25 protein-coding genes are annotated in these 26,329 nt (G+C 63.0%); 17 read left to right on the top strand and 8 right to left on the bottom strand.

The genetic code is table 11. From position 1 onward, the window contains the following. Positions 1-110: 110 nt before the first annotated feature. The 4 genes from ASD63_RS19015 (at position 111) to ASD63_RS34400 (ending at position 2,020) form a co-directional block, all read left to right on the top strand. A complete protein-coding gene (locus tag ASD63_RS19015) occupies positions 111-866 on the top strand; it encodes a GNAT family N-acetyltransferase (RefSeq protein ID WP_112771838.1) in 756 nt (251 codons plus the stop codon). A gap of 4 nt (positions 867-870) precedes the next feature. Then, on the top strand, positions 871-1,284 hold the full coding sequence (gene mutT, locus ASD63_RS19010; protein ID WP_034797726.1) for an 8-oxo-dGTP diphosphatase MutT: 414 nt from the start codon (positions 871-873) through the stop codon (positions 1,282-1,284). Positions 1,285-1,463: 179 nt separating this feature from the next. Continuing rightward, positions 1,464-1,784: a hypothetical protein gene (locus ASD63_RS19005; RefSeq protein ID WP_034797725.1), complete on the top strand. Its 321-nt coding sequence runs from the start codon at positions 1,464-1,466 to the stop codon at positions 1,782-1,784. Between the two features lie 68 nt (positions 1,785-1,852). Further along, positions 1,853-2,020, top strand: coding sequence for a Flp family type IVb pilin (locus tag ASD63_RS34400; protein WP_082566310.1), 168 nt, complete (start codon positions 1,853-1,855; stop codon positions 2,018-2,020). Positions 2,021-2,052: 32 nt separating this feature from the next. On the opposite strand, the gene ASD63_RS19000 is transcribed toward ASD63_RS34400, so the two are convergent. Beyond that, entirely contained in the window at positions 2,053-2,931 is an 879-nt protein-coding gene (locus ASD63_RS19000) for a methyltransferase domain-containing protein (RefSeq protein WP_034797722.1), read from the bottom strand. Between the two features lie 101 nt (positions 2,932-3,032). On the opposite strand from ASD63_RS19000, the gene ASD63_RS18995 reads away from it, so the two are divergent. The 5 genes from ASD63_RS18995 (at position 3,033) to ASD63_RS18975 (ending at position 6,089) form a co-directional block, all read left to right on the top strand. Further along, positions 3,033-3,764, top strand: a complete 732-nt coding sequence (locus ASD63_RS18995) for a ComF family protein (protein ID WP_234798704.1) — start codon at positions 3,033-3,035, stop codon at positions 3,762-3,764. Positions 3,765-3,811: 47 nt separating this feature from the next. Further along, positions 3,812-4,069, top strand: a complete 258-nt coding sequence (gene grxC / locus ASD63_RS18990) for a glutaredoxin 3 (protein WP_034797718.1) — start codon at positions 3,812-3,814, stop codon at positions 4,067-4,069. A 66-nt stretch (positions 4,070-4,135) separates the two neighbouring features. After that, entirely contained in the window at positions 4,136-4,993 is an 858-nt protein-coding gene (locus ASD63_RS18985; protein ID WP_034797872.1) for a carbon-nitrogen hydrolase family protein, read from the top strand. Then, on the top strand, positions 4,990-5,418 hold the full coding sequence (locus ASD63_RS18980) for a DUF1178 family protein (protein WP_034797716.1): 429 nt from the start codon (positions 4,990-4,992) through the stop codon (positions 5,416-5,418). The genes ASD63_RS18985 and ASD63_RS18980 overlap by 4 nt, the downstream gene beginning before the upstream one ends. A gap of 104 nt (positions 5,419-5,522) precedes the next feature. Next, positions 5,523-6,089 carry a GNAT family N-acetyltransferase gene (locus ASD63_RS18975; RefSeq protein WP_034797714.1) on the top strand — a complete coding sequence of 189 codons (567 nt, stop codon included), beginning with the start codon at positions 5,523-5,525 and terminating at the stop codon, positions 6,087-6,089. A 16-nt stretch (positions 6,090-6,105) separates the two neighbouring features. Here the strand turns inward: ASD63_RS18975 and ubiG are convergent, their stop codons facing one another. Both ubiG and ASD63_RS18965 read right to left on the bottom strand, forming a co-directional pair. After that, positions 6,106-6,852 carry a bifunctional 2-polyprenyl-6-hydroxyphenol methylase/3-demethylubiquinol 3-O-methyltransferase UbiG gene (gene ubiG / locus ASD63_RS18970; protein WP_034797712.1) on the bottom strand — a complete coding sequence of 249 codons (747 nt, stop codon included), beginning with the start codon at positions 6,850-6,852 and terminating at the stop codon, positions 6,106-6,108. Positions 6,853-7,063: 211 nt separating this feature from the next. Then, positions 7,064-7,612: a dihydrofolate reductase family protein gene (locus tag ASD63_RS18965; RefSeq protein WP_034797710.1), complete on the bottom strand. Its 549-nt coding sequence runs from the start codon at positions 7,610-7,612 to the stop codon at positions 7,064-7,066. Positions 7,613-7,705: 93 nt separating this feature from the next. Between ASD63_RS18965 and ASD63_RS18960 the strand changes: the two genes are divergently transcribed. Continuing rightward, positions 7,706-8,230: a class I SAM-dependent methyltransferase gene (locus ASD63_RS18960; RefSeq protein WP_127889434.1), complete on the top strand. Its 525-nt coding sequence runs from the start codon at positions 7,706-7,708 to the stop codon at positions 8,228-8,230. Positions 8,231-8,337: 107 nt separating this feature from the next. Here the strand turns inward: ASD63_RS18960 and ASD63_RS18955 are convergent, their stop codons facing one another. The 3 genes from ASD63_RS18955 to ASD63_RS18945 form a co-directional block, all read right to left on the bottom strand. Then, on the bottom strand, positions 8,338-9,870 hold the full coding sequence (locus ASD63_RS18955; protein WP_034797708.1) for an ABC-F family ATP-binding cassette domain-containing protein: 1,533 nt from the start codon (positions 9,868-9,870) through the stop codon (positions 8,338-8,340). Positions 9,871-10,259: 389 nt separating this feature from the next. Continuing rightward, a complete protein-coding gene (locus tag ASD63_RS18950; protein ID WP_034797698.1) occupies positions 10,260-11,336 on the bottom strand; it encodes a linear amide C-N hydrolase in 1,077 nt (358 codons plus the stop codon). A 76-nt stretch (positions 11,337-11,412) separates the two neighbouring features. Next, a complete protein-coding gene (locus ASD63_RS18945; RefSeq protein ID WP_063979507.1) occupies positions 11,413-12,249 on the bottom strand; it encodes a hypothetical protein in 837 nt (278 codons plus the stop codon). A gap of 290 nt (positions 12,250-12,539) precedes the next feature. On the opposite strand from ASD63_RS18945, the gene ASD63_RS18940 reads away from it, so the two are divergent. From ASD63_RS18940 to ASD63_RS18920, 5 genes are all read left to right on the top strand, one after another. After that, on the top strand, positions 12,540-13,814 hold the full coding sequence (locus ASD63_RS18940) for an aspartate kinase (RefSeq protein WP_034797696.1): 1,275 nt from the start codon (positions 12,540-12,542) through the stop codon (positions 13,812-13,814). 87 nt (positions 13,815-13,901) lie between these two features. Next, positions 13,902-16,169: a phosphoenolpyruvate--protein phosphotransferase gene (gene ptsP / locus ASD63_RS18935; protein WP_034797694.1), complete on the top strand. Its 2,268-nt coding sequence runs from the start codon at positions 13,902-13,904 to the stop codon at positions 16,167-16,169. Positions 16,170-16,238: 69 nt separating this feature from the next. After that, on the top strand, positions 16,239-17,321 hold the full coding sequence (prfA, locus tag ASD63_RS18930) for a peptide chain release factor 1 (RefSeq protein WP_034797692.1): 1,083 nt from the start codon (positions 16,239-16,241) through the stop codon (positions 17,319-17,321). 3 nt (positions 17,322-17,324) lie between these two features. After that, a complete protein-coding gene (prmC, locus tag ASD63_RS18925) occupies positions 17,325-18,194 on the top strand; it encodes a peptide chain release factor N(5)-glutamine methyltransferase (RefSeq protein WP_034797690.1) in 870 nt (289 codons plus the stop codon). Between the two features lie 327 nt (positions 18,195-18,521). Continuing rightward, complete coding sequence (locus tag ASD63_RS18920) at positions 18,522-19,184, top strand: DUF4167 domain-containing protein (RefSeq protein WP_034797687.1); 663 nt, start codon at positions 18,522-18,524, stop codon at positions 19,182-19,184. A gap of 105 nt (positions 19,185-19,289) precedes the next feature. Here the strand turns inward: ASD63_RS18920 and ASD63_RS18915 are convergent, their stop codons facing one another. Beyond that, complete coding sequence (locus tag ASD63_RS18915; RefSeq protein WP_034797685.1) at positions 19,290-19,874, bottom strand: TetR/AcrR family transcriptional regulator; 585 nt, start codon at positions 19,872-19,874, stop codon at positions 19,290-19,292. A 130-nt stretch (positions 19,875-20,004) separates the two neighbouring features. Here ASD63_RS18915 and ASD63_RS18910 point away from each other — a divergent pair, with 130 nt between their 5' ends. Both ASD63_RS18910 and clpB read left to right on the top strand, forming a co-directional pair. After that, positions 20,005-21,024: a hypothetical protein gene (locus ASD63_RS18910; protein ID WP_034797683.1), complete on the top strand. Its 1,020-nt coding sequence runs from the start codon at positions 20,005-20,007 to the stop codon at positions 21,022-21,024. A 238-nt stretch (positions 21,025-21,262) separates the two neighbouring features. Next, the gene (clpB, locus tag ASD63_RS18905) at positions 21,263-23,869 is read left to right on the top strand and encodes an ATP-dependent chaperone ClpB (RefSeq protein ID WP_034797681.1); all 2,607 of its coding nucleotides are present in this window, start codon (positions 21,263-21,265) and stop codon (positions 23,867-23,869) included. An 83-nt stretch (positions 23,870-23,952) separates the two neighbouring features. Here the strand turns inward: clpB and ASD63_RS18900 are convergent, their stop codons facing one another. Beyond that, entirely contained in the window at positions 23,953-25,920 is a 1,968-nt protein-coding gene (locus tag ASD63_RS18900; protein WP_060529745.1) for a M23 family metallopeptidase, read from the bottom strand. Positions 25,921-26,329 lie beyond the last annotated feature (409 nt).

Here is a 26,329-nt window from a genome sequence, read left to right as displayed (position 1 = left end):
TGTGATGGTGAGCGGCCTGGCGCGCCAGACCGTGCAGAGGTAGCAAGATGACATCGAATGATATTCGGCACGTGGCGGGCAAGGCACAGGCCGAAGCTGGGGAAGTGGCAATGGTGGATCTTCCGAACGTGCGCCGTCTCGAGGCCGTGGGTTTCCGCGCCTGGCCGGCAGCGTCCGTACAATATGATGGCAGCTGGCTGATCCGGCTCAATGCAGGCCATGATTCCAAGCGGCTGAATTCCGTCAATCCGCTTGATCCGTCCGACTATCGCGACATCCCGGTCCGTCTCGAAAAGGCTGCCCGGCGCTTTGCCGACTACGGCCGGCCGCTGACTGTGCGCCAGACGCCGCTGACGCCGCCGCAGCTTGTCGCCCATATGGATGCCGAGGGCTGGAATGCGTTCAGCCGCAGCCTGGTCATGAGCGTCGACCTGGTCGAGCGCGAGTTCGGTGACGGCATCGATCATCTGCCGATCAAGGATGTCGGCCGGTTCGTCGATGCGTGCATCGGGATTGCGAAGAGCGATCCGAAGCGCAAGGCGGCGCTGGCCGAAATCATCAACGCGATCAAGCCGGAGAGTGGCCTCTTCCTGTTCGAGGATGCCGAGATGGGGCCGACGGCCGTGGCGCTCGTCGTCCAGGACAACGATCTTGCCGGCATCATGCAGTTTGCCGTGGACGAGCGGGTCCGTGGCCGGGGCGTCGGCAAGGCGATGCTCGACGTCTGCCTGCGCTGGGCGCGTCTGCGCGGAGCCAAGAAGGCCTGGCTGCAGGTGGAAGCGGATAACAGCTCGGCTATGGCGCTTTATCGCGGCGCCGGTTTCTCCGAGGTTTACAGCTACATCTATCGAACGCCGGGAGCTTGAGGCCATGGATGCCAACGGAAAGAAGATCGTGCTTGTCGCGGCCTGCGCGCTTGTCGATTCCGATGGTCGTATCCTGCTCGCGCAGCGACCGGAGGGGAAATCGCTTGCCGGCCTATGGGAGTTTCCGGGCGGCAAGGTTGAAGCCGGCGAGACGCCGGAGGAAACCCTGATCCGCGAGCTTGAGGAAGAACTCGGCATCCGCACCAAGGTCGCATGCCTGGCGCCGCTCACCTTCGCCAGCCACACCTATGACGACTTCCATCTGCTGATGCCGCTCTATGTCTGCCGCCGCTATGAAGGGGTTGCGATCGGGCGGGAAGGCCAGGCGATCAAGTGGGTCCGGCCAAAGGCCCTGCGCGATTTTCCGATGCCGCCGGCAGACGAACCGCTTATCCCGTTTATTATGGATTTGCTCTGAACCTACCCGAAATCTGATTGATTATTAATCGATCGTTTATCTCCCTGGCGCAAAGATAGCTCCAATTCAGTTTTGGTACGTATCGTTGGCAACGGCGTATCGATTTCAGGCAGTGCGGTGGAACCAAGCTTGGGAAGGGCGCTTGCGTTCGCCGTATTTTGCGCGTTTGTGAGGCTGGGATGGTGGACGACGATTTCTGGAACACGGTTCAGGAAAAGGATCTGATGAATAATCAGTCCCGCCGGACAGGTGTGCTCAATCTGTCGCTGTTGTTCGGAACGGCGGTGATCGCGCTGACACTGATCCTGACGCCCATGCTGTCATCCAAGACCGACAAGCGCATCATGGCGAACACGCCCGTCGATTACGACAACATTTCCACCGGCTCCATCCCTTCGAAGGGGACCACCAAGCGCTACACGGTTCGGCGCAGCGTCCTTCAGGAAATGCCCGGAGCGGTTTGCATTATCGATGCCGACGGCCGCAAGAGCGGCTGCTGAGGCGAACGCCATCGGCCCGTTTGGCGCTGGCGTCCGATTCGGATTGAACACAAATCTGGCTGGGACGCATGGAAACGCTTAGACGCTTGTTTGGTGGCACGGACGGCGGCATCGCCATCGAGTATGCGCTGATCGCCGCCCTCGTCTCCCTCAGCTTAATCTTCGGGGCCAACCAGATCGGCAACGCCCTGACCTACGTCTACGACTCGCTCGCCGCAGCGTTCCCGAGCGCATAAGCACTAAGACCGGATCTGGGGTGGATGCCGCCCTACAGCGGCTGCTCCTTCGTGCCAAGCGCTGCCGAAAGCCGTTGCTTTGCTGAACCCGGCTTCAGCGGCTTCTGCTGGCTTTCGTGCGGCGCCCAGCCGGACAGATAGATGATGGAGAAGGTAGCGCGAACGCGGCCGTCCGGATCGGAGAAGCGCTCCGCGTAAATTTCCGCAGCCCTGAGGAAGAACCGCCTGGAAACGGGCGTGCGGCTGCGCGCCGAAAGCGGGCTGGTCATGCCCATGGCGCGCAGGTCGCGGATCAGCGCGAACAGCGAATCATAGCGCACCGTGTAGGTTTCCGTGTCGGTGACCGGCAGAGCGAAGCCGGCGCGTTGGAGCAGAGCGCCGACGTCACGGACATCGGCGAAGGGAATGACGCGCGGGCTGGCGCCGCCGGTCAATTCGGCCTCTGCAGCCAGCAGCGCTTCGCGCAGCTCCTGCAGCGTGCCGCTGCCCGGGATGGCGGCGAGGAACAACCCATCGGGCTTCAGCGCCCGCCGCACCTGGATGAAGGCGCCCGGTGTATCGTTGGTCAGATGCAGGGACAGCGGCGAGACGATCAGGTTGACGCTTTCCGGTTCGGCCGGAACTTCCTCGAGCGAGGCGATCGTCACCGGCGCCTCGGTCGAGCTGAAGCGGGCGTCGGTCTCGATGCGCTCGATGGCGTCGATCTTGCCGGTCGCCATCAGTTGGCGGGCCGTTTCACCGGTATAGCCGTGAAGTTCGAGTGCGCGATCAAAATGACGCTCGACCACGCCGACACGCTCGGCGAGCTCTTCGGCAACGATGTCGAGAAGGAAACCGGCCTTCGGATCGGCGTTTCTGAGCGCCCTTGCCCGGTGCGCCTCGACGAGGCTCTGGTCAAAGATTTTTTCCACGATAGTCTCTCCGCGATGGGCAGCAAAGAGACCTTCGGAGGCACAAAGTCAACCGCATGGCATGGGAGAGGTTGCGTATTCCGCAGGCGTGGCGCGCGGGCATGCTGAGACGATTCGGACTGGGGCTCGTCGATCTCGTCTTTCCGCCTGTCTGTTGCGGTTGCGGCCGGCTGGTCGGCGATCATCGCGCGGTCTGCGCCTCCTGCTGGGCGACGCTGCCGCTGATCGAGCGGCCCTATTGCGATATTCTCGGCATGCCGTTTTCGGTCGATCACGGCGCCGGAGCGGTGTCACCGGAGGCGATCGCCAACCCGCCTGCATTCGATCGGTTAAGGTCGGTGGCGATCCATGAAGGCGTTGCCCGCGATCTGGTCCACGGGCTGAAATATCGCGACCGCACGGATCTCGCGCCGATGATGGCGACATGGATGATCCGGGCGAGCGACGGTGCCGTCGCTTCCGCCGACGCGATCATCCCCGTGCCGCTGCATGCCTTCCGGCTGTGGAAGCGGCGGTTCAACCAGTCGGCGGAATTGGCGCGAGCCATTGCGCAGCTCTCCGGTCGTCCGTATCAGCCCGACATCTTGAGGCGCATCCGGCGCACGAGCCCGCAGGTACGCTTGGGATTGCGCGCCCGCGAGGAGAACGTCCGCGGCGCCTTCGCCGTCTCGGAAAGCGGCAGGGCGGGTCTCAGTGGGAAAAGCGTGGTTCTCGTCGACGATGTATATACGACCGGCGCAACCGTTGCCGCAGCGACCCGTGCGCTGAAGCGGGCGGGAGCCGGGTCGGTCACGGTTTTGACCTTTGCAAGAGCCGTATCCGGTCTTATATGACAATCAGATGTCCGGCACGGTCGCCGGCAAAGGAGCGGTTCAGGATCATGGCTTCGGTGGTCATTTATACGCGTCAGTTCTGCGGCTATTGCTCGGCCGCAAAGAAACTCCTGGAAACCAAGGGCGTTTCCTTCCTCGAGCACGATGCCACCTATGATCCGAACGTTCGGCAGGTGATGATCGACAAGTCGCACGGTGGGACGACGTTCCCGCAGATCTTCATCAACGACATTCATGTCGGTGGCTGCGACGACCTGCACGCGCTGGAACGCGCCGGCAAACTCGACGCGATGCTGGCTGCCTGAGGCACCGTACCCTTGCATGAGGCGACGTCCCGTTTATCAGCGGTGAGCGCTTAGGAGTTGGACGTGATGACTTTCAAGGCCGCAGCCATTCAGATGTGTTCCGGCGTCGATCCGCGCAAGAATGCGGAGACGATGGTGCGGCTCGCGCGTGAAGCGGCAGCCCAGGGTGCGACCTATATCCAGACTCCGGAAATGACCGGGGCGCTGCAGCGGGACCGGGCGGCGCTGCGCGCGATCCTGAAGGACGAGGCCAACGATCTTATTGCCGCGGCGGCGGCTCAGCTTGCCGGCGAACTTGGCGTCTACCTCCATGTCGGCTCGACGCCGATCGCGCTTGCCGACGGTAAGATCGCCAATCGCGGCCTGCTGTTTGGCCCGAATGGCCAAAAGATCTGTGACTATGACAAGATCCATATGTTCGACGTCGATCTCGACAACGGCGAGAGCTGGCGGGAAAGTGCCGCCTATCAGCCGGGCAGCATTGCACGCCTGGCCGAACTCGATTTCGGCAAACTTGGCTTTTCCATTTGCTACGACGTGCGCTTCCCGGAGCTTTTCCGGCAGCAGGCCGTTGCCGGCGCCGAGATCATGTCGGTGCCCGCCGCCTTCACACGGCAGACGGGCGAGGCGCACTGGGAAATCCTGCTTCGCGCCCGCGCGATCGAGAACGGCCTCTTCGTCATTGCCGCCGCGCAAGGGGGCACGCATGAGGATGGGCGTGAGACGTTCGGCCATTCTATGATCGTTGATCCCTGGGGGCGCGTGCTCGCTTCGGCTGGCCCTACGGGCGAGGCGGTTGTGCTTGCCGACATCGATGTCGCCGCCGTGCATGCGGCGCGTGCCAAGATACCGAACTTGAAGAATGCCCGTAGCTTCGTGCTCGATGAAGTGGCGCCGACCGGGAAGGGAGGCGTTGCCGCTTGATCCGCTACACCCTTTCCTGCGACAACGGCCACGATTTCGAGGGTTGGTTCTCGTCGAGTGACGATTTCGACCGCCAGGTCGAGCGCAAACTGGTCTCCTGTCCGAGCTGCAACTCGACATCCGTTGCCAAGCAACTGATGGCGCCCTCGGTCGCGACCGCGCGCAAGAAGGAGGCGACGCGGGCGGTGATCATGGACCAGGCGCAGAAGGAAACGGTCGCCAAGATCCGCGAGCTGGTGAAGTCCGTACGCGAGAACGCCGAGGATGTCGGCGAGCGCTTTCCCGAGGAAGCCCGCAAGATCCACTACGGCGAGGCGGAAGAGCGCGGGCTGATCGGCAAGGCGACGGCGGAAGAGGCCGTGGCGTTGCTCGAAGAAGGGATCGCGGTCGCGCCGCTGCCGATCTTGCCCGACGAGGTCAACTGACGCGGGGCACTTTCGCATCTGCGCGTCTAAACTTTGGTTCTCACCCTTTAAATACAATGCCTTGGCTCCCATCTCGCAGCTTTGCAATGGGAGTTTTCCAGCCAATGGCATTGTCCGATGTTCACATTTCCACTGATCGCCTCGTTATCCGGCCCTTCGCGCCTGGCGATTTTCCGGCATTCTTTGCCTATCACCGCCTGCCGGAGGTCTACCATTATCTCTATCAGGACCCGCTCGACGAAACGGCAGCGCGGACAAAATTCGCCAAGGCTTCGGCGCCAAAGCTCGTTGACGATGGGGACGTCGCGGTGTTTGCCGTCGAGCGCCGCGAGGATGGTGTACTGATCGGCGAGGTCCTGCTGAAGCTCGCAAGCAGTGCGGCGGAACAGGCGGAGACCGGCTACATCTTCAATCCCGACTTTGCCGGCAAGGGCTACGCTACGGAAGCGATGCGGGCGTTGCTTGATCTCGGCTTTTCGACGCTGAAGTTTCACCGGATCTTTGCCCGGCTCGATGCCCTCAACAAGGGATCCGTCGGCGTCGTCGAGCGTCTCGGCATGCGCCGCGAAGCGCATCTGATCGAGAACGACCGGTTCAACGATGTCTGGGGCGACGAATACGTCTATGCGCTGTTGAAGCGCGAGTGGCAGGAGCGTCGGCAGGCTGGCTGAGACCGCCGACAGTTGCTCATAGCGGCCGCTTGGCGACGATCATGTAGTTGACGTCCATGTCCTTGGACAGGTTCCACTGATTGGAAAGCGGATTGAAGAAGACGCCGGTCCGCTCGGTCACTTCGAGGCCGTTGGCCACGAGCGGCTTTTCCAGTTCCTCCGGGCGCACCAGTTTTTCATACTGGTGCGTACCGCGCGGCAGCCAGCGCAACACGTTCTCGGCTGCGAAGATGGCAAGCGCCGCTGCCTTCATGGTGCGGTTGATCGTGGCGACGAACATCAGACCGCCGGGGCGAACCATATGGGCGCAGGTGGTCATGAAGAAATCGACATCGGCGACATGCTCGACCACTTCCATGTTGAGCACGATGTCGAAGCTCTCGCCGGCTTCGGCAAGGGCTTCGGCGGTCACGGCGCGATAGTCGACCGCCACACCGCTTCCGGCCGCGTGCGTCTTGGCGATGCCGATGTTCTTTTCGGAGGCGTCGGCGCCGAGAACATCGGCGCCCATGCGTGCCATCGGCTCCGACAGGAGGCCGCCACCGCAACCGATATCGAGCAGGCGCAGACCTTTGAGCGGCTGCGGGCTCCTGGGATCACGGCCGAAATGCCCGGCCACCTTGTCCCGGATATAGGCGAGGCGAACGGGATTGAACTTGTGCAGCGGCCGGAACTTGCCGGTCGGATCCCACCACTCCGCGGCCATGGCGGAAAAGCGGTCAACCTCGCTCTGGTCGATCGTCGTGCGTGCGGTCTCGCTCATGTCGCCGTCTCCTTGCATCGTCCCGACAGCGCCGCGCGTCTTTCAAGGCGCGCTAAGGACGCTGTAGCACTTTAAAGTGCTGCAAAATTCTATCCTTAAATCGATCCCGATTTAGGGACTTGTGCAGCAGTGAAGTCGGACGATCGGACAAGGAAGTCAAGAGGCGGCGCTGGGCCAGATCGGCGCACACGCGTGCGTGGCGCCCGCCCTGCTAGGCGTCCGCTTCTGGCTGGTAGTGCAGGATAACCACGCCGGACGTCAGAGGGCGTGTGTGGGTCAGTTTGAGTTTCGTCCGCTTCAGCCCTGGTTTGAACAGCGGCATACCCTCGCCGAGCAGCACCGGATTGATGCCGAGGCGGTATTCGTCGACGAGGCCCTTCTCGATCAGTTCGCTCGCGAAGTCGGCGCTGCCGAAAACGAAGATCGTGCCGCCATCCAGCGCCTTCAGTCGTTCGACTTCGCTTGCGGCGTCGCCGGTCACGAGCGTCGTCCCCGCCCAATCGGCGGAGGTCAGCGTGCGCGAGAAGACGAATTTCTCGACGCCGTTCATGAAGGTCGCGATGTCGCCTTCAGCGGATGGCCAGTAGCCCGCCATCATTTCATAGGTCACGCGGCCGAAAAGCAGGGTGTCGGCCTCGAGCTGCGTTTCGCCGATATAGGCGGCGAGCTCGTCCTCGAAGACGAACCACTCGATGTCGTGCCCCGGTGCTTCGAAGAAGCCGTCGACGCTAACCATGTCCCACATGATGACCTTGCGCATTGTATCTCTCCCGTTGCGGCATGCCTGTCACGGAAAGGGTGGCAAATCTGATATGGTTTTGCAAGTGGTTTTATTTTTGCATCGGATTGGTTGGTGCTGCGGCTCTTCCGCGTGCTAGTTTCTGCGCTGGCGAGGGGAGGAATCCACATGGGCTTGAACAGGATCGACTGGGCGGTCGGCGTCATCGCGCCGCAGCCGTCCGATCATCTGCTCGAAGTCGGTTGCGGCCATGGCATTGCCGTGACGAAGGTTTGCGATCGGCTCGGCGAAGGGGAGATTGTCGCCATCGACCGCTCGGCTGTGATGATCGCGGCGGCAGCACGCAGAAATGCTGAACATGTTGCTGCAGGCCGGGCGACCTTGCGGGTTGCGGAGCTTCGCTCGTTCGATCTCGGTGGCCGTCGCTTCGACAAGGCGTTCGCCATGCGCGTCGGCGTGTTCACGCGGGGCGATCCCGCTCGAGAGTTTGCGGCGCTGGCGCAGCTGTTGAAGCCTGAGGGACGTCTTTTTCTTTTCCATGACGAGCCGTCCACGGGGGCGGACGACGTTGGCGCGGCTCGCGGCGGCGGCCCTTCGCCAGAGCTGGCAGGTCGAGGCACTGTCGGCGCAGATTTTTGACAGCAGCGAGGTCGCATGCCTGATTGCGCGGCCGCCCGCCTGATGATGTTGGCATTTGTGACGCCCGCTTGTTGCGGGCGTCACACTTGCGATGATTGCGCTTTATGTCAGCCGACGTCGCCTGCCGCCGCCGAGGCGAAGAAGTCCTCCGGGTCCTCGACCTCGACGAGGCGGCGCTTCTCGATCAGCCAGAAGCGGTCGCCGACATTGCGCACGAAGCTGCGGTCGTGGGAGACGAGCAGGCAGCTCGTCTCGTTTCTCAACAGCTCCGTTTCGAGCGCTTCCTGGCCCTCGATGTCCAGGTGGTTGGTCGGTTCGTCGAGCAGGTAGAAATTGGGCTCTTTCAAGCGCAGCACCAGCATGGCAAGACGCGCCTTCTGGCCGCCCGACAGCCGGCCGATCGCCTTTTCCTGCATGTCGATGCCGACGCCGACACCGACGAGCAGGCTACGGGCGCGCTGGTCGCCGAGCGAGAAGCGGCGGGACAGCGCGGCAAGCGGCGTCTCCTCGTCCGACAGGCCGGCAAGCGCCTGGTCGCTGTAGCCGAGCACCAGCGAGGGTGTTGCCTTCAGCGTCTCCGGCGCGCGGGAGGGCTCCTCGATCGCCGTGCGGATCAGGTTGACGAGCCGGGTCTTGCCGGCGCCGTTTTCGCCGAGCAGCACGATGCGGTCGCCCTGGCAGATCCAGCGCTTGCCGGTGCGGAAAAGCGGGGTGCCGTCGGGCGTTTCGACCTGGACGTCGTCGAGCGTCACCAGGATCTTGGCATGGGTGCCTCGATTGGCGAGCCGGATCGCGCCGGCGGAACGTTCCTGATGCGCGGGCTTTGCCGCATCCTCCAGCCGTTCTGCGCGCTGCTTCAGTTGCTTCGTCTTTATCGTGAGCAGGTCGCTGCCGGAGTTGATGCCGATATTGTTGAGCTTGGCGGCCTGGCGACGCAGTTGCTGCGCCACCTTCATGTCGCGCTGGTAACGCCGCTCCTCCGATGCGTCCACCTCATCGAGAGCGGCGCGCGCCCGCGAATAGGGGAGCGCGAAGATCGGCGATTGCTCTGGCCTCAGGAACAGCGTGCGGTTGGTGGTTGCGTCCAGGAAGGCGCGGTCGTGGCTGGCAACCAGCACCGGCACGTCGCGTGGCAGCGCATTCAGCCAGGCCTCCAGCCGGGCGATCTTGGCGAGATCGAGATGGTTGGTCGGCTCGTCCAGCAGCAGCGCGTCTGGCTCGCTGACCCAGACGCGGGCAAGCAGCATCAGCCGCTGCCAGCCGCCGCTCAACTCCGAGACGGCGCGAGTCCGCAGAACCTCCGGCACATCGAGGGAATCGAGCACGATATCGACGCGCCAGCTTTCGTTTTCCGCCTGGTCGGCCGGGAGGGCCGAAAGAACGGCGTCGTGGAAGGAGAGAGGTAAAAGCGACGCAGGCACGTTCTGCTCGACGTGACCGACCGTCAGCCCGCGCGAGCGGGTGATTTCGCCGGCGGTCGGATCAAAGCTGCCGGCGATTGATCTCAGCAGGGTCGACTTGCCGCGGCCGTTGGCAGCGACGATGCCGATACGATCACCGGATGCGACGGACAGGCTAAGACTGGAGAAAAGCGGTGCGCTCAGGCTGACGCCGAGGTTGCGGATATTGATCAAGGCCATGGTCGTTCTCTGGACTGCACGAGCGACGGCGGATCATCCGGGGCGGCACTTCAGGCCGGGGTTTCGGATGGTCGAGCCCGCAGCACAGACATGCTGTGCTCGGGCCGCATCTACTCGGTATTGGAAGACGATGCAGGCGTTCAAACCGAAACGGTTCCGCACTGCATCACTCTGGGCAGACCAGGGATAGGCTCGCGATCTTCGCGAAAGGATGTCTGGTCAGCCCTGCAAACGCATCTGCAGGGCTTGGACGGGGCCACGCTGGCGGTGGTGCCGGAAAAATGTCATCACGTGCAGCCCCCCTTTCTCGAATTTGAACTTACGGCAGCGTCAATAACACCGTCGCGCGCAATTTTCAATGGCTTCGCGCCGGCCCCGAGCCGGTGTGCTCACATCTGCAACCCGAGGAACTTGAACGGTTCGGCCTGCTTGAAGTCGCCGGTCGCGTCGCCCGAATAGGTGTGATCCTGGTTTTCGCCGAGATCGAGCTTCATCACCTTGCCGGTCTCCTTGGTAAAATCGATCTTCTTCAGGTCGACCCAGAAGGTGTTCGGGGTCAGCGCCGACTCGAAGAAATAGAGCTTGCGCTTGTGATCGACCACGGTGCGCCAGCGGGTCGAGGAAATGTTCGGTTCCTCCGGCGTGTTGAGCCCATAGGGAACCGAGACATTGCGAATGACGCTGAAGACGCTGGCCAGCGCACGGTCGGGGTTCTCGTCCTTCGGAATGGCGTTGACGTAGAACGAGGCGCGCGCGAAACGATCGGCCGCGCGGTTCGTGCCCGGCAGCATCACGGTGCCGCCGATCTGCTTCCAGTAGGCGTTCAGGGCCAGTTGCTGGTCGAAGACAGGCGAATTGGTCATCACCTGATACGGGCGACCGTGATGGATCACCTGCTTGCCGCCGATATACTCGACGATTGCGCTGTCGCCGGTCTTGTCCGAGATCGAAAGGTGCAGCGTCGTCAGCCGGTTCTCACCCGGTACGTTGTCGGTGACGATCGTGAACGGTTCTTTCTCAAGCGCCTTCACCGCGTCCTCGACAGTGGCGAAGCTGTCGAGCACATATTGCGCCCAGGCGGCGATCGTCAGGCCCGGCTTCGATTTATCGTTGAAGTCAGGGTACTCGGATTCGACCAGCCACAGGAGATTGGCATTGAGGCCGGCCTCGTTGACGCCGTCGGTGGTCGAGACATCATAGCCGGTGGCCACGACGCTTCCATACTTCGCCGTCCATTTGAACGAGTTCGGCCCTGCCTGACCGTTGCGCTCGATGCCGCGCGGCAGGACCCAGAGGTTGGTCGCGACGTCGCTCTTCCAGTCCATCGATCGGGCAGTGATGATATTGTCATCGGGGCCGAGATAGACGAGGCGGGTGCAGGCTTCCGCCGTCGTCTGACCGAGCATGAGAAGGGCGGCAAGCGCGGATGTGACCGATCGGACGGCCGGCTTTACGATGAACGTCATACCATTCTCCTTCGCGGGCAAAGCGTATGCTGGGTATCCGCCAGTCGGTCCTTGAGCGTTGAAGCAGGCCCAGGTTCTAAAACAACATGGAAAACCCGATCACCGGGCCGTGCTGGCTCACGTCCCAGCGGAACTTGTTCGCGCCCGTGAAGTCGTCGCTTTCGTAATCCTGATAGAGCAACCGGTACCCGGCGCGCAAAATTGTCGGCTGGCCAAGCATTTCGGTTCGGTATCCGAGATAGGCCTGGGCGTTGACGCTGAGCTTTGAGCCGACATCGAAGCCGCCGACATCGGCCTCGGCGACGAGGTTCCAGCGCTCGCTGAGATCGGCGTTGAGCCGCAGGCCGACGAAGGGGTCGGTCCAGTCGGCGCTCTTGCTCGTGTTGAAGCCGGCCACGGACACGTCCGCCTCGAGCTTCGTCCAGCGCAGACCGATCGTCGGCTCGATCGACAGCGTCCGGGGCTTGCCGAAGACGGTGTTGCCGCCGAGTTCCTGCTCATAGACCTGATAGAACGCGCCGAAGGCCAGCGTCGTCATCTTGATGTCGAGGCCGATCTCATGGCTGAGCAGCTCCTCATCCTGGCTGGTACGGACGTATTGGCCGTCGAAATAGACACCCCATTGGCCGTTGGTCAGCTCGATGTTGCCCATCAGCGCCAGGTCGAGATGGTCGAGCGTGTCTTTGAAGGGCACGTCGACATCGGTGTCGAAGCCCGCAAGCGATGCGTCCCCCTTGAGGCTCGCCGCCCAGACATAGGGGCTGACGATCACCGTCCAGTCGCCTTGCGGCGCCATGCGTGCCTGGTCGAAATCGGCGGCGTTCGACGGTGTCGAACACAAGAGCGTCACGGAAAGCGCGACGGCACAGCGGGCCATCATTCGTGCGGTTGCGGGTATGCGATGTGCTTGCATGTCTGCCCCCTCAAGCGTCCGTTGGCAGCCTAGCCGGCGCTGCCGCAATTTCAAGTGGCGCAAACCGCGACCGCGCACGTTTCCCCACCGTGCGTATGGAGCCTTATTCCTGCCGCCCTGCCATTGCGCGCAGGCCCCTGATCCGCTAAGAGACGCCGCGACTTTCCGCTCCCCGAAGCGGTGACTGCCGATGTGCGAGAAGTCTCCCAAGCTTTTTGACCGTCGGGCGCCGGCGGGGGCTTTCCTGTCACGCGCGCAAGCGCGCGCAATTTGGGTACCGGTAGAGGCACATGGCACGCATCGTGATGAAATTCGGCGGGACGTCCGTCGCTGATTTGGAACGCATCCACAATGTTGCCCGCCATGTGAAACGCGAGGTCGATGCCGGCCACGAAGTTGCCGTCGTCGTTTCCGCGATGTCCGGCAAGACCAATGAGCTGGTCGGCTGGGTGCAGAACATGCCGAAGGCAACCGGCGCCAACTCGCCCTTCTACGATGCGCGCGAATACGACGCGATCGTCGCGTCCGGCGAACAGGTGACCTCCGGTCTTCTCGCCATCGCGCTGCAGTCGATGGGCATCAACGCCCGCTCGTGGCAGGGCTGGCAGGTCCCGATCCGCACCGACAACGCCCACGGCGCTGCCCGCATTCTTGACATCGACGGTGCCGAGCTCATCCGCCGCATGGGCGAGGGCCAGGTCGCCGTCATCGCCGGCTTCCAGGGGCTTGGGCCCGACAACCGCGTCGCCACGCTCGGCCGCGGCGGCTCCGACACCTCGGCGGTTGCGATCGCCGCCGGCGTCAAGGCCGACCGTTGCGACATCTACACCGACGTCGATGGCGTCTACACCACCGACCCGCGCATCGAGCCGAAGGCGCGGCGTCTGAAGAAGATCGCGTTCGAGGAAATGCTGGAAATGGCATCGCTCGGCGCCAAGGTGCTGCAGGTGCGCTCGGTGGAGCTTGCCATGGTGCACAAGGTCCGCACCTTCGTGCGTTCGTCTTTCGAAGATCCCGATGCGCCGGGCATGGGTGACCTTCTCAATCCGCCCGGTACGCTGATTTGTGATGAGGATGAGATCGTGGAACAGGAAGTCGTAACCGGCATTGCCTATGCCAAGGATGAAGCCCAGATTTCGCTGCGCCGTCTCGCCGACCGGCCGGGCGTCTCCGCCGCGATTTTCGGCCCGCTGGCTGAAGCCCATATCAACGTCGATATGATTGTCCAGAACATCTCCGAGGACGGTTCGAAAACCGACATGACCTTCACGGTTCCCTCCGGCGATGTCGACAAGGCACTGAAGGTGCTCGGCGACAACAAGGACAAGATCGGTTACGACGTTGTCCAGTCCGAAGCCGGCCTCGTCAAGGTGTCGGTCATCGGTATCGGCATGCGCAGCCACGCCGGTGTTGCAGCGTCGGCCTTCCGTGCGCTTGCCGACAAGGGCATCAACATCAAGGCGATCACCACTTCCGAGATCAAGATTTCGATCCTGATCGATGGACCCTATGCGGAATTGGCGGTTCGCACTTTGCATTCCGCTTACGGTCTCGATAAGAGTTAATCGACAGACGACCGATTTGGGATTCGCGGCGACTTGGCCGCGCATCCCCTTTGCTGCCGTCCCCTCTATTTCGGGAGACCCCACGCGATGAGAGACCTTTCCGCAGGTCCGCGCGTTCTCCTCAAGCGGTTGCGCGAGTTGATGGCGGAACCGCTGGAGCCGCAGGAGCGCCTTGACCGTATCGTGCGCCAGATCGCGCAGAATATGGTCGCGGAAGTGTGTTCGGTCTACGTGCTGCGCTCCGACGGCGTGCTCGAACTCTATGCGACCGAAGGTCTGAACAAGGCCGCCGTTCACCTGGCGCAGTTGAAGATGGGGCAGGGCCTCGTCGGTACCATCGCCGCTTCGGCCCGGCCGCTCAATCTGTCCGACGCCCAGTCTCACCCGGCCTTTACCTACCTGCCGGAGACCGGCGAAGAGATCTATCATTCCTTCCTCGGCGTGCCGATCCTGCGCACAGGGCGCGCGCTCGGCGTTCTCGTCGTCCAGAACAAGGCGATGCGCAACTATCGCGAGGACGAGGTCGAGGCGCTCGAAACGACCGCCATGGTTCTCGCCGAGATGGTGGCAACCGGCGAGCTCAAGAAGATCACCAAGCCAGGGCTCGAACTCGATCTCTCGCGTCCCGTCTCGATCGACGGCAACAGCTACGGCGAAGGCATCGGCCTTGGCTATGTCGTCCTGCACGAACCAAGGATCGTCGTCACCAATCTTCTCAACGAGGATACCGACCAGGAGTTGCAGCGGCTTGCAGAGGCGCTCGGGTCGCTGCGGATCTCGATCGACGACATGCTGTCGCGCCGCGAGGTGTCGATGGAGGGCGAGCATCGGGCAGTGCTCGAGACCTACCGCATGTTCGCGCATGACCGCGGCTGGGTGCGCAAGCTCGAAGAAGCGATCCGCAACGGCCTGACGGCGGAAGCCGCCGTCGAGCGTGTGCAGAGCGAAACCAAAGCGCGCATGATCCGCCTGACGGACCCTTATCTGCGCGAGCGCATGCATGATTTTGACGATCTCGCCAACCGCTTGCTGCGCCAGCTCTCGGGCTACGGCGCCAAGCTTTCGGCGAGCGACTTCCCGAACGATGCGGTGATCGTCGCGCGCGCCATGGGCGCTGCCGAGCTGCTCGACTATCCGCGCGAAAATGTGCGCGGCCTGGTGCTCGAAGAGGGTGCCGTCACCAGCCACGTGGTGATCGTTGCCCGCGCCATGGGCATTCCTGTGATCGGCCAGGCGACCGGTGCCGTGGCGCTTGCGGAAAACCGCGACGCGATCATCATCGATGGCGATGACGCCAAGGTGCATCTGCGGCCGCTCGCCGACCTGCAGCGCGCCTATGAGGAAAAGGTTCGCTTCCGGGCGCGGCGTCAGGCACAGTTCCGCGCGCTGAAGGACGTCGAACCGCTGACCCGGGACGGCACGCGTATCACGTTGCAGATGAATGCCGGCCTATTGGTCGACCTTCCGCATCTGAACGAGGCGGGTGCCGAAGGCATCGGCCTCTTCCGCACCGAACTCCAGTTCATGATCGCCTCGACCATGCCGAAGGCGGAGGAACAGGAAGCCTTCTACCGCAGCGTGCTGAAGCAGACGGGCGGCAAGCCCGTAACCTTCCGCACACTCGATATTGGCGGCGACAAGGTGGTTCCCTATTTCCGCGCTGCGGAAGAGGAAAACCCGGCGCTCGGCTGGCGCGCCATCCGGCTTTCGCTCGACCGGCCGGGTCTGCTGCGCACCCAGCTCCGCGCGATGCTGCGGGCGGCGGCCGGTGCCGAGCTCAAGCTGATGCTGCCGATGGTCACCGAGGTCTCCGAACTCAGGATCGCGCGCGACCTCCTGCAGAAGGAAATCGAGCGGCAGTCGAAGCTCGGCGAACAGTTGCCGCGCAAGCTGCAATTCGGCGCCATGCTGGAAGTGCCGGCGCTGCTCTGGCAGCTCGACGAGCTGATGACCGAGGTGGACTTCGTCTCGGTCGGCTCCAACGACCTCTTCCAGTTCGCGATGGCCGTCGACCGCGGCAATGCCCGCGTGTCCGATCGTTTCGACGTGCTCGGGCGCCCGTTCCTCAGGATCCTGCGTGATATCGTGCGCGCCGGCGACCGGCACGATACGCCGGTGACGCTCTGCGGCGAGATGGCGAGCAAGCCGCTCTCGGCCATGGCGCTGCTGGGTCTTGGCTTCCGTTCGGTGTCGATGTCGCCGACGGCCGTCGGACCGATCAAGGCGATGCTTCTGGCGCTTGACGCGTCCAAGCTCGGCGCACTGCTCAACGCTGCACTGGACGACACGCGAGATCAGACGCCCGTTCGCCAGATGCTGGTGGATTTCGCCGCGGAAAACGGCATTCCGGTTTAGATTGAAGTGACGCGTCGCAACCCTCGTCCGGAGCTGATCCGGCCGGGGCGAGACGCATTGGAGTGAGACTTGGCAAAGCTTCCCGTTGAAAAGATGCGCGAACTGGAACGGCGGTTCGGTGAAATCGAGGCGCGCATGTCCGCCGGCCCGGCCGCGGACGTCTACGTCAAGCTCGCCTCGGAGTATTCCGAACTGCAGCCGGTGGTGACGAAGATCCGCGCCTACGAAAAGGCGACGGCGGAGCTTGCCGACATCATCGCCATGCTCGCCGACAAATCGACCGACCGCGAGATGCGTGATCTCGCCGAAATGGAAAAGCCCGAGGTCGTCGAGGCGATCGAACAGCTGGAACAGGAGATCCAGATCCTGCTCCTGCCGAAGGATGCGGCCGACGAAAAGAGCGCGATCCTTGAAATCCGCGCCGGAACCGGTGGTTCCGAGGCGGCGCTGTTTGCCGGCGACCTGTTCCGGATGTACGAGCGTTATGCGGCGGGCAAGGGGTGGAAGGTCGAAGTGCTGTCGTCGAGCGAAGGCGAAGCCGGCGGTTTCAAGGAAATCATCGCTACAGTTTCCGGGCGCGGCGTGTTCGCGCGGCTGAAGTTCGAGTCTGGTGTGCACCGCGTACAGCGCGTGCCGGAGACGGAGGCGAGCGGTCGCATTCACACCTCGGCGGCAACCGTCGCAGTGCTGCCCGAGGCCGAAGACATCGATATCGAGATCCGGCCCGAGGATATCCGCATCGACACGATGCGCTCGTCGGGCGCCGGCGGACAGCACGTCAACACGACGGACTCGGCCGTGCGCATCACCCACCTGCCGACCGGGCTCGTCGTCACCAGCTCGGAAAAGTCGCAGCACCAGAACCGTGCGAAAGCGATGCAGGTGCTGCGCTCGCGCCTCTACGACATGGAGCGCCAGCGCGCCGACAGCGAACGCTCGGCCGACCGCAAGAGCCAGGTGGGATCGGGCGATCGCTCCGAACGCATCCGCACCTACAATTTCCCGCAGGGACGCCTTACCGACCACCGCATCAACCTGACGCTCTACAAGCTCGACCGGATGATGATGGGCGAGATCGACGAAGTCGTCGATGCGCTGCTTGCCGACTACCAGGCGAGCCAGCTGGCGCAGCTCGGCGAGCAGCGGGGCTAAGAGATGGCCGAGACGCTCGCGAGTCTGGTTGCCGAAAGTCGCGATCGCCTGCAGGCGGGTGGCATCGAGCATGCGGCGCTCGACGTCCGGCACCTGATCTCGGGCCTGCTCGACCTGTCGCTGAGCGCGGTCGTGTCGCGGGGCAGGGACCCGGTTTCGGATGAGGATGCCCAGCGGATCCGGGCGGCGGTTGCGCGCCGGCTGGCGCGCGAGCCGGTCTATCGCATCCTCGGTGAACGCGAGTTTTTCGGTCTGCCGCTGAGGCTGTCGAAGGAAACCCTGGAGCCGCGCCCGGACACCGAGACCTTGGTCGACCGCATGATCCCCTATCTGCGCGCGGTGGTCGCGCGAAAGGGAGGTTGCGAGATCATGGATCTCGGGACCGGCACGGGCGCGATTTGTCTCGCGCTTCTGTCTGAGGTTCTTGAAGCCAGGGGCACGGCTACCGATATATCCGGAGACGCGCTGGCAACGGCGACGGCAAATGCCGTCGCTCTCGGACTTGCGGATCGCTTTCGGCCGTTGCTCAGCAACTGGTACGAAAAGGTGGACGGTCGTTACGACGTTATCGTCTCAAATCCGCCGTATATCCGGTCCAGTGTGGTTGAAGAGCTTGAGCCGGAGGTGAGACTTCACGACCCGGCCGCAGCGCTTGATGGCGGAGAAGATGGGCTAGATGCCTATCGCGCCATCGCTTCTCAAGCTGGTCATCATCTTGAGACAAACGGCGTGATAGGCTTGGAAATCGGTTTCGACCAGAAAGAGGCGGTAACGGCGTTGTTTTACGCCGAAAAATTCCGTCTGCGTGAAGAGGCGAAGGATCTCGGCGGCAATGACCGCGTCCTGATCTTCGAACGCGACACAAACCGTTGAAAAAATGCTGCACTGGCGCATCTTCTTTCTTGCAGAGGCAAAGAAAGGGCTTGGAATCCCAGAGGAAGCGGGCTAGTTTGCCCGCGCACTGGGCAGAAGGTCATGGACCTAAGATTCGTTCCGGTATGACCTGGCCACGGGGATTGCTCTCAAGAAAGAGTTGCTAGGGTTCAACACGTGCCTTGTGCGGGTACCTGTTAATTTGACGTCAGTCGGCGCCGAAGCCGCCATTGTGCGAGCGCAACGGTGCGTGCTCTGTCGGGCGGATCCGGCCGGAAGACGAAACCACATGATCATCATTATCAAGAGAATTCGGGTGAATGTACTATGAGGCCAGGACAGCAAAACAAGCGCGGCCGCGGGCGAAATAACAACAACAATAACAACAACAATGGAAGCAACAACAATCACAACCGCAAGGGCTCGAATCCGCTGACGCGGACCTACGACAGCTCCGGTCCGGATGTGAAGATTCGCGGTACGGCCCAGCACATCGCCGAGAAGTACTCTGCACTTGCGCGCGACGCCCAGAGCTCCGGCGACCGGGTCATGGCGGAAAATTACCTGCAGCACGCCGAACACTACAACCGCATCATTGCTGCCGCGCAGGCGCAGATGCAGGATCGTTTCCAGCGTGACGACCGTCAGGACTTCCGCGGCCACGACGCAGCCGACCAGGACCAGGACGATCTGGATCAGGGCTACGCCGACGACATGCCGGCTTCGGGTGCCGCAGCCGTAACGCCTGTTGCCGAGCCGCAGCCCGTTGTCATCGACGGTACCGGCCCGCAGCCGGTGATCGAAGGCACGCCGGCCGAAGTTGCGATGGAAGAAGAAGCTCCTGCCGCTTCCGGCCGTGCCGCAACGCGCCGCCGCAACGCGCCGCGTCCGCGCCGTCCCCGCCGCAGCGCCCAGGAAGGTGCTGCCGACGAGGCTCAGCCGTCAGGCGATGACGCTCCGGAAGCGCCGGCTCTGGCTGCTTCCGAGTAAGCGAAGTCGCTTTAGTCAGCCTGCCCGGTGCAGGCATCAAAAACCCGGCCCATCGCGGCCGGGTTTTTCTTTGCACGGCAAACGCTGATCAGCCAGTTGCACTGGTCAGCTTTTGGCACTGTCGATGATGAGTGCAGTTAGGTTGCTGCTCGCAGCGGTCTCGTTTGTGCGCCCGCGGATCAGTTCGCGGCCGATCGCCTCGGCCGCGCCGGCGATACCCGTGCATCGAAGCCTCAGATCGTCCTCGGGGACTTCCGAGAAAGGAGAGAGGGCTGCCTTGATCATGGCGACGTAATCGTCAGCCTGCTGTTGCTGCGTGGCGATCATGTCCGCATTGCCGCGCAGCGCGCCGGAGATCGCCTGCCATTCCTCGCCGCTTTCGACAGCACAGTTGATGTAGACGGAACTGATGATATCGGCGACCGCTTCGAGCCGATTTAATGCACCCTTCAGCGCGACCTTCAGTTTTTCCGTGTGCCGGTCTTCGATTTCCTGGGAGAGCGCGATCAAGAGCCCCTCGCGCGTGCCGAAATGTTCATAGGCGATCGGCTTGCTGACGCCAGCGCTTTCGGCGAGATGGCCAAGCGTCAGGGCGTCGGCGCCCCGTTCGCGCAGGATCTCCCTGGCGGTCTCGAGCAGCTGGGCGCGCCGCTCGGGCTTCGCAAGCTTTCGGCCTTTCGTCCGGCTCATCGATCACAATCCTCTATTCGCGTCGGCCCATGCCTCTTGAAAGTGGTATTCGGCATCTTACTTACCAATAGTAAGTTACTAATGGTAAGTTCGGTAGGTGCCGCTTACCTCTCGTTTAGGAGATAGGAAGATGTCGAGCAAGTTTCTGCCCGTTTTGATTGTCGGTGGTTCCGGTGTCGTCGGGTCGCAGGCCGCAAGGATCATTCGTCGTCTGCACCCGACGCTGCCGATCGCGATCGGTGGCCGCGATCTTGGCAGGGCCGAGGCGGTCGCACGTGAGGTTGGCGGCGCGGTCGGGGTCAGCGTCGACCTCAGTCGCCCGGATCTCGGCCTTGGCGATGCGCCCCGCTTCAGCGCCGTCGTCATCTTCCTGAAAGACGAAAAGCTGAGTTCGATGCGTTACGCCCAGCGCCACGGCATTCCCTATATCAGCCTATCGAGCGGCACCTTCGAGGTCGGTCCGGAGATGGCGCAGTATATCCACGCGCCGGACAGTGCGCCGATCCTGCTCGCCAGCCACTGGCTCGCCGGCGCCGCGATCTTCCCGATCCTCGACTTTGCCAAAGCCTATGAGGCGATCGACACGATCCGCATCGGCGTCTTGCTCGACGAAGAGGACATGGGTGGGCCGGCAGCACTTGCGGATTACAACCGCATCACCGGCCTTGCGCCCGCCGCTTTGACCGTCGCGGATGGCAAGTTCCACTGGGCCGGCGGCGAGGATTCCAAGGCGCGCTTCAGAAGCGTTGACGGCGTCGAACTCGAAGCGACCGCCTATTCGCCCTTCGACGTCATGGCGCTTTCGGCCCGTACCAACGCCAGCGATATCCGCCTGGATCTTGCCTATAGCGTGTCCGCGAGCAGGCGGCGCGGCGAACCGTTCTCGACGGAGATCGCCATCGATATCAAGGGCCGCGACAAACACGGCGAACTGGTCGACCGTCGCTATGAGATCGTGCACCCTCAGGGCCAGGCCCCACTGACGGCGCTTGGCGTCGCCCTTGCGGTCGAGCGCATGCTCGGCCTTGAAGGAGGGGCCGCCCCGACGCCGGGCCTCTATCTGCCGGAGGTCCTGATCGAGCCGGCCTACTATGTGCGGCGGATGAAGGAATTCGGCGCGTCCTTCGCCGAGCGGACCCCCGCGGCATAGACGATCCCGCGGCCGCGTTACCCTTTCGGTGCGCGGCCGCCTCGTGGTTGCAGATTTCCGTCTCACGAGCGCCGGGAGGCTCTTTAATTTCCAAAATCGCTGCCCCATATTCGCTTCGGACGCGTTGATCCGACGCAAAGCGGGGATCGCGCCACTGACAGGCTTGCCGAATGCGGGAGCCTGATCCTGAAACACCGACGGGTGCCATGATGGGCCTGCCGGGCTATGGAGGTAGAGTATGAACATCGAAAAATATTCCGAGCGCGTGCGCGGTTTTCTGCAGTCGGCGCAGACCTACGCGCTGGCGCAAGGACACCAGCAGTTCACGCCGGAGCATGTGCTGAAGGTACTGCTCGATGACGACCAGGGCATGGCCGCCTCGCTGATCGAGCGGGCCGGTGGTGATGCCCGCGAAGCGCGCGCCGGCAATGACGTAGCGCTTGCAAAGCTTCCCAAGGTTTCCGGCGGCAACGGTTCCGTCTATCTGTCGCAGCCGCTTGCGCGGGTGTTTTCGAGCGCCGAAGACGCAGCCAAGAAGGCTGGCGACAGCTTCGTCACCGTCGAGCGCCTGTTGCTGGCGCTGGCGATCGAAAGCTCTGCGGCCACTGCTGACATCCTGAAGAAGGCCGGCGTCACGCCGACCAAGCTCAATCAGGTGATCAACGACATCCGCAAGGGCCGCACCGCCGACAGCGCCACTGCCGAACAGGGCTTCGACAGCCTGAAGAAATACGCGCGCGACCTGACGGCCGACGCGCGAGAAGGCAAGCTCGACCCGGTCATCGGCCGCGACGACGAGATCCGCCGCACCATCCAGGTGCTGTCGCGCCGCACCAAGAACAATCCGGTTCTGATCGGTGAGCCCGGCGTCGGCAAGACCGCGATCGCCGAGGGCCTGGCACTGCGCATCGTCAATGGTGACGTGCCGGAAAGCCTCAAGGACAAGCGGCTGATGGCGCTCGACCTGGGCGCGCTGATTGCCGGTGCGAAGTTCCGCGGCGAGTTCGAGGAGCGGCTGAAGGCCGTGCTCAACGAGGTGCAGGCCGAAAACGGCGAGATCATCCTGTTCATCGACGAGATGCACACGCTGGTCGGGGCCGGCAAGGCCGATGGCGCCATGGACGCCTCCAACCTGTTGAAGCCGGCGCTTGCGCGCGGCGAACTGCATTGCGTTGGCGCGACCACGCTCGACGAGTACCGCAAGCATGTCGAAAAGGACGCGGCCCTTGCCCGTCGCTTCCAGCCGGTCATGGTCGAGGAGCCGACGGTCGAAGACACGATCTCGATCCTGCGCGGTCTGAAGGAAAAGTACGAGCAGCACCACAAGGTCCGGATTTCGGATTCGGCGCTGGTTGCCGCCGCGACCCTTTCGAACCGCTACATCACCGACCGGTTCCTGCCGGACAAGGCGATCGACCTGATGGACGAAGCCGCCTCGCGGCTGCGCATGCAGGTGGATTCCAAGCCCGAGGAGCTCGACGAGCTCGATCGTCGCATCATCCAGCTGAAGATCGAGCGCGAGGCCCTGAAGAAGGAAACCGATGTCTCGTCGAAGGATCGGCTCGAGAAGCTCGAACTTGATCTTGCTTCGCTCGAAGAGCAGGCATCCGCGCTGACGGCCCGCTGGCAGGCGGAAAAGCAGAAGCTCGGGCGTGCCGCCGATCTCAAGAAGCAGCTCGACGAAGCCCGCAACGAACTGGCGATCGTCCAGCGCAAGGGCGAGTTCCAGCGTGCCGGCGAACTGACCTACGGTGTCATTCCGAAGCTCGAAAAGGAGCTCTCGGACGCCGAAAGCCAGGAGAACGCCAATGCCAACCCGATGGTGCAGGAGGTCGTGACCCCCGACAACATCGCGCATGTCGTTTCGCGCTGGACGGGCATTCCGGTCGACAAGATGCTGGAAGGCGAACGCGACAAGCTGCTTCGCATGGAAGACGAATTGGCGAAGTGGGTTGTCGGCCAGGGTGACGCCGTGCAGGCAGTTTCCCGTGCCGTCCGGCGTGCCCGTGCGGGTCTCCAGGATCCGAACCGGCCGATCGGCTCGTTCATCTTCCTGGGCCCGACCGGCGTCGGCAAGACGGAGCTGACCAAGGCGCTTGCCCGGTTCCTCTTCGACGACGAGACCGCGTTGCTGCGTGTCGACATGTCGGAATATATGGAGAAGCACTCCGTCGCCAGGCTGATCGGTGCGCCTCCGGGCTATGTCGGCTATGAGGAAGGCGGTGCGTTGACCGAAGCCGTTCGGCGCCGGCCCTATCAGGTCGTGCTGTTCGATGAGATCGAGAAGGCGCATCCGGATGTCTTCAACGTGCTGCTGCAGGTGCTCGACGACGGCCGCCTGACCGATGGTCAGGGTCGCACTGTCGACTTCCGCAACACGATGATCATCATGACCTCCAACCTCGGCGCGGAGTATCTGGTTGGGCTTGGCGAAAATGAGGACAGTGATGCGGTTCGCGACCAGGTGATGGAGGTGGTGAAGTCCGCCTTCCGGCCGGAGTTCCTGAACCGCGTCGACGAGATCATCCTGTTCCACCGGCTGCGTCGGTCGGAGATGGGGGCGATCGTCGATATCCAGCTCGAAAGGCTGCGCAAGCTGCTTGCCGAGCGCAAGATCACGCTGGAACTCGACGACGATGCCCGCGCGTTCCTGGCCGACAAGGGCTACGACCCGGCCTATGGTGCCCGTCCGCTGAAGCGGGCGATCCAGAAGTTCGTGCAGGATCCGCTCGCCGAGAAGATCCTGCAGGGCGAGTTCCCTGATGGTTCGACCGTCAAGGTGCTTTCGGGCTCGGACCGCCTCAACTTCAAGCGCGGGGCGGGGCCGGACAAGGAAGCCGCCTAAGTCCGGCAGCGCACAAATCAAGAGGCCGCCCTTCGGGGCGGCCTTTCTGTTTGTGCCGATTTTCGAGCAGGGGAGGGGAGCGGTTAGTTGCTCGCGACCTCTGCGCCCGTGCCGTCCTTGTTCAGCAATTCGTCGATGCGGTCGCGTTCCTTCTCGAACTTCGCCAGCGCGTCGCCCGAAAGCGACTTGCCGCCGGGCAGTCGGATGCGCAAGGGGTCGACCTTGTTGCCGTTGACGATCAGCTCGTAGTGCAGGTGCGGTCCGGTCGAAAGGCCGGTCGTTCCGACCCAGCCGATCACCTGGCCCTGGACGACCTTGTTGCCCACCTTGACGTTTTTGGCGATCGCGCTCTGGTGGTTGTAGGAGGACACGTAGCCGTTGGCATGGCGGATCAGCGTCTGATTGCCATAGCCGCCGGAATCCCAGCCGGCCTTTTCGACGACACCGCCGCCGGCGGCGATGATCGGTGTGCCGCGCGGGGCTGCCCAGTCGACGCCGGTGTGCATGCGCGAGAAACCGAGGATCGGGTGCCGGCGCATGCCGAAGCCCGAACGGAAATGGCCATTCGGCACGGGATTGCGCAGCAGGAACTGGCGGATGCTTTTGCCGTCCTGGTCGAAATAGTCGATCGTGTTGTCGCTCGGATCCTGGAACCGGTAGAAGGCGGTAACGGCATCGCCGAATTTGGCGCGAACATAGAGGAGCTCGGATTCCTCCGTCGCCATGCCGCGTTCGTCGGTCACGGAGAAGAAGGCTTCAAGCGAATCCGTCGGCTTCAGCTGCGCCTGGAAATCGACATTGCTGGCGAGCAGCTTGACGACGAGGCCGACCATGTCGGCGTTCATGCCGTAGGAAAGTGCCGCCCGGTAGATGCCGTCATAGACCCGCGGCAGGTCGTGGCTGCTGGTCATGACCGGCGCGCCGTTGTCGTCGAAGGCGGTGGCGACCGCGTCGAGCCTCGGTGGCTCGGCGCCGGGGACGAAGCGGCCCTTGTCATCGACCGCCATCGTCAGCACATGCCGGTTGCGCGAATAGATCGTGGCCCGCACGATGCGTGCGTCCTGGCCCTTCTGCGTCTCGCCGTTCTGGATGATGCCGATGCGCAGAACATCGCCTTCGGAAAGCTCGCTGGCGCCGAGCGCCTGGCCGAGATAGCTGGCGGCGTCCTCGGCCTGCGCCTTGGTGTAGCCGGCACTGCTCATGACTGTCGCGATGTCGGTCTCGCGCCGCACCGGAATGATGTCGTCGGCGTATTCGGTGGTTTCTTCGTCGATCGTCTCGTAGGCGGCGTCACTCTTGTTCTGCTCGACGATGCGCGCGGTCAGGCCCTGGAGAAGATCGAGGCCGTCACTCTCCGAGGCGAAGCGCTGCGGATCGACATAATAGAGCGAGGCGACCTGGGTGCTGCCCTCGGTCAGGACAGAGCCGTTGGTGCGGACATTTTCCTCGACCTCTTCCAGCGACATCGAACTGTCGAAGGTGGGGCCGCCGCGCAGCGGGAAGTCGACGGTTTTCAGCGCCACTTCGGAATCGACGTTAGAGCCGTAAAGCGTCCCGGTTCGCGAAACGGGGGATTCCTCGTCTGCCTCTTCCGTCGAGAAGATCGCCAGAGGATCGAAGTCCGGATAGCTTTCCGAGGCCTGATGATTGGCGGCGAGTGCCATCTTTACGTGAACGAAGGGCTGTTTGCGCACCACTTCCTTCTCGCCGTCATGGGTCATCGTCGAGACTTCCATGATCGTCTTGTCGGCCGGCTTGGCAACGAGCTTCGGCGACAGGATGCGGCCGCCGCGAACGGCGATCGCTTGCTCGTCGCCATTCGAACCGGCATCAAGTGCGGCATAGGCTTCGGCCGGGATTGCCAGCTGCTGGCGTCCGTCAAGCGCTGCAAAGAGCGCGACACCCATCAGGAGGCTCGAGGTGATCCCCGTCAGGAAGGTGCCCGATAGCCAGCGCAGCGAAATCTCGCGCCTGTCGGGCGCGCGCCGGCCATGCGCCAGGATCGGTGGCTGGTCGCCAAGCGACCTGACCATGTTCTTGTCGGTGATCATGCCGAACTGAGGGTCCCCGATTTCTCTAAACCGTATTCTTGCCTGCGATACGTTGCGCGAAGGTGTGCATCTTTCACGCGGCGGAGTCAAATCACGCGCGGAGCTGCAAGGGCGATATCCTATATATCCCAAGCCTGTCCGCGCGCCCGCATCCGCGACGCATCTTCGTTTTCGCTTAGATAGGCCGATTGTGAAAAAGGTAGGGCCAAATTGTGTCTCCACAGGCCCGGGGGAGGGGGCAAAACTTTTTTGGGGGCGCAAAGCCCTGCGTTTGTGGGCTTTGTCAGAAATCTGTCATTTTTTCCGAAAATCCCTGTTGACGTCTGTGAGGATGGGGGTCTATAAGCCCGATCACTGACGAGGGCGGCGGCGCTGCTGGCGACGACGACCTTCGCTCTAGAGTTTCCTG

It is taken from the genome of Ensifer sp. Root558, assembly GCF_001427045.1.
Lineage (GTDB): Bacteria > Pseudomonadota > Alphaproteobacteria > Rhizobiales > Rhizobiaceae > Ensifer > Ensifer adhaerens.
Note: the sequence above shows the minus strand (reverse complement) of the source record. Positions and strands in the feature narration are given on the sequence as shown.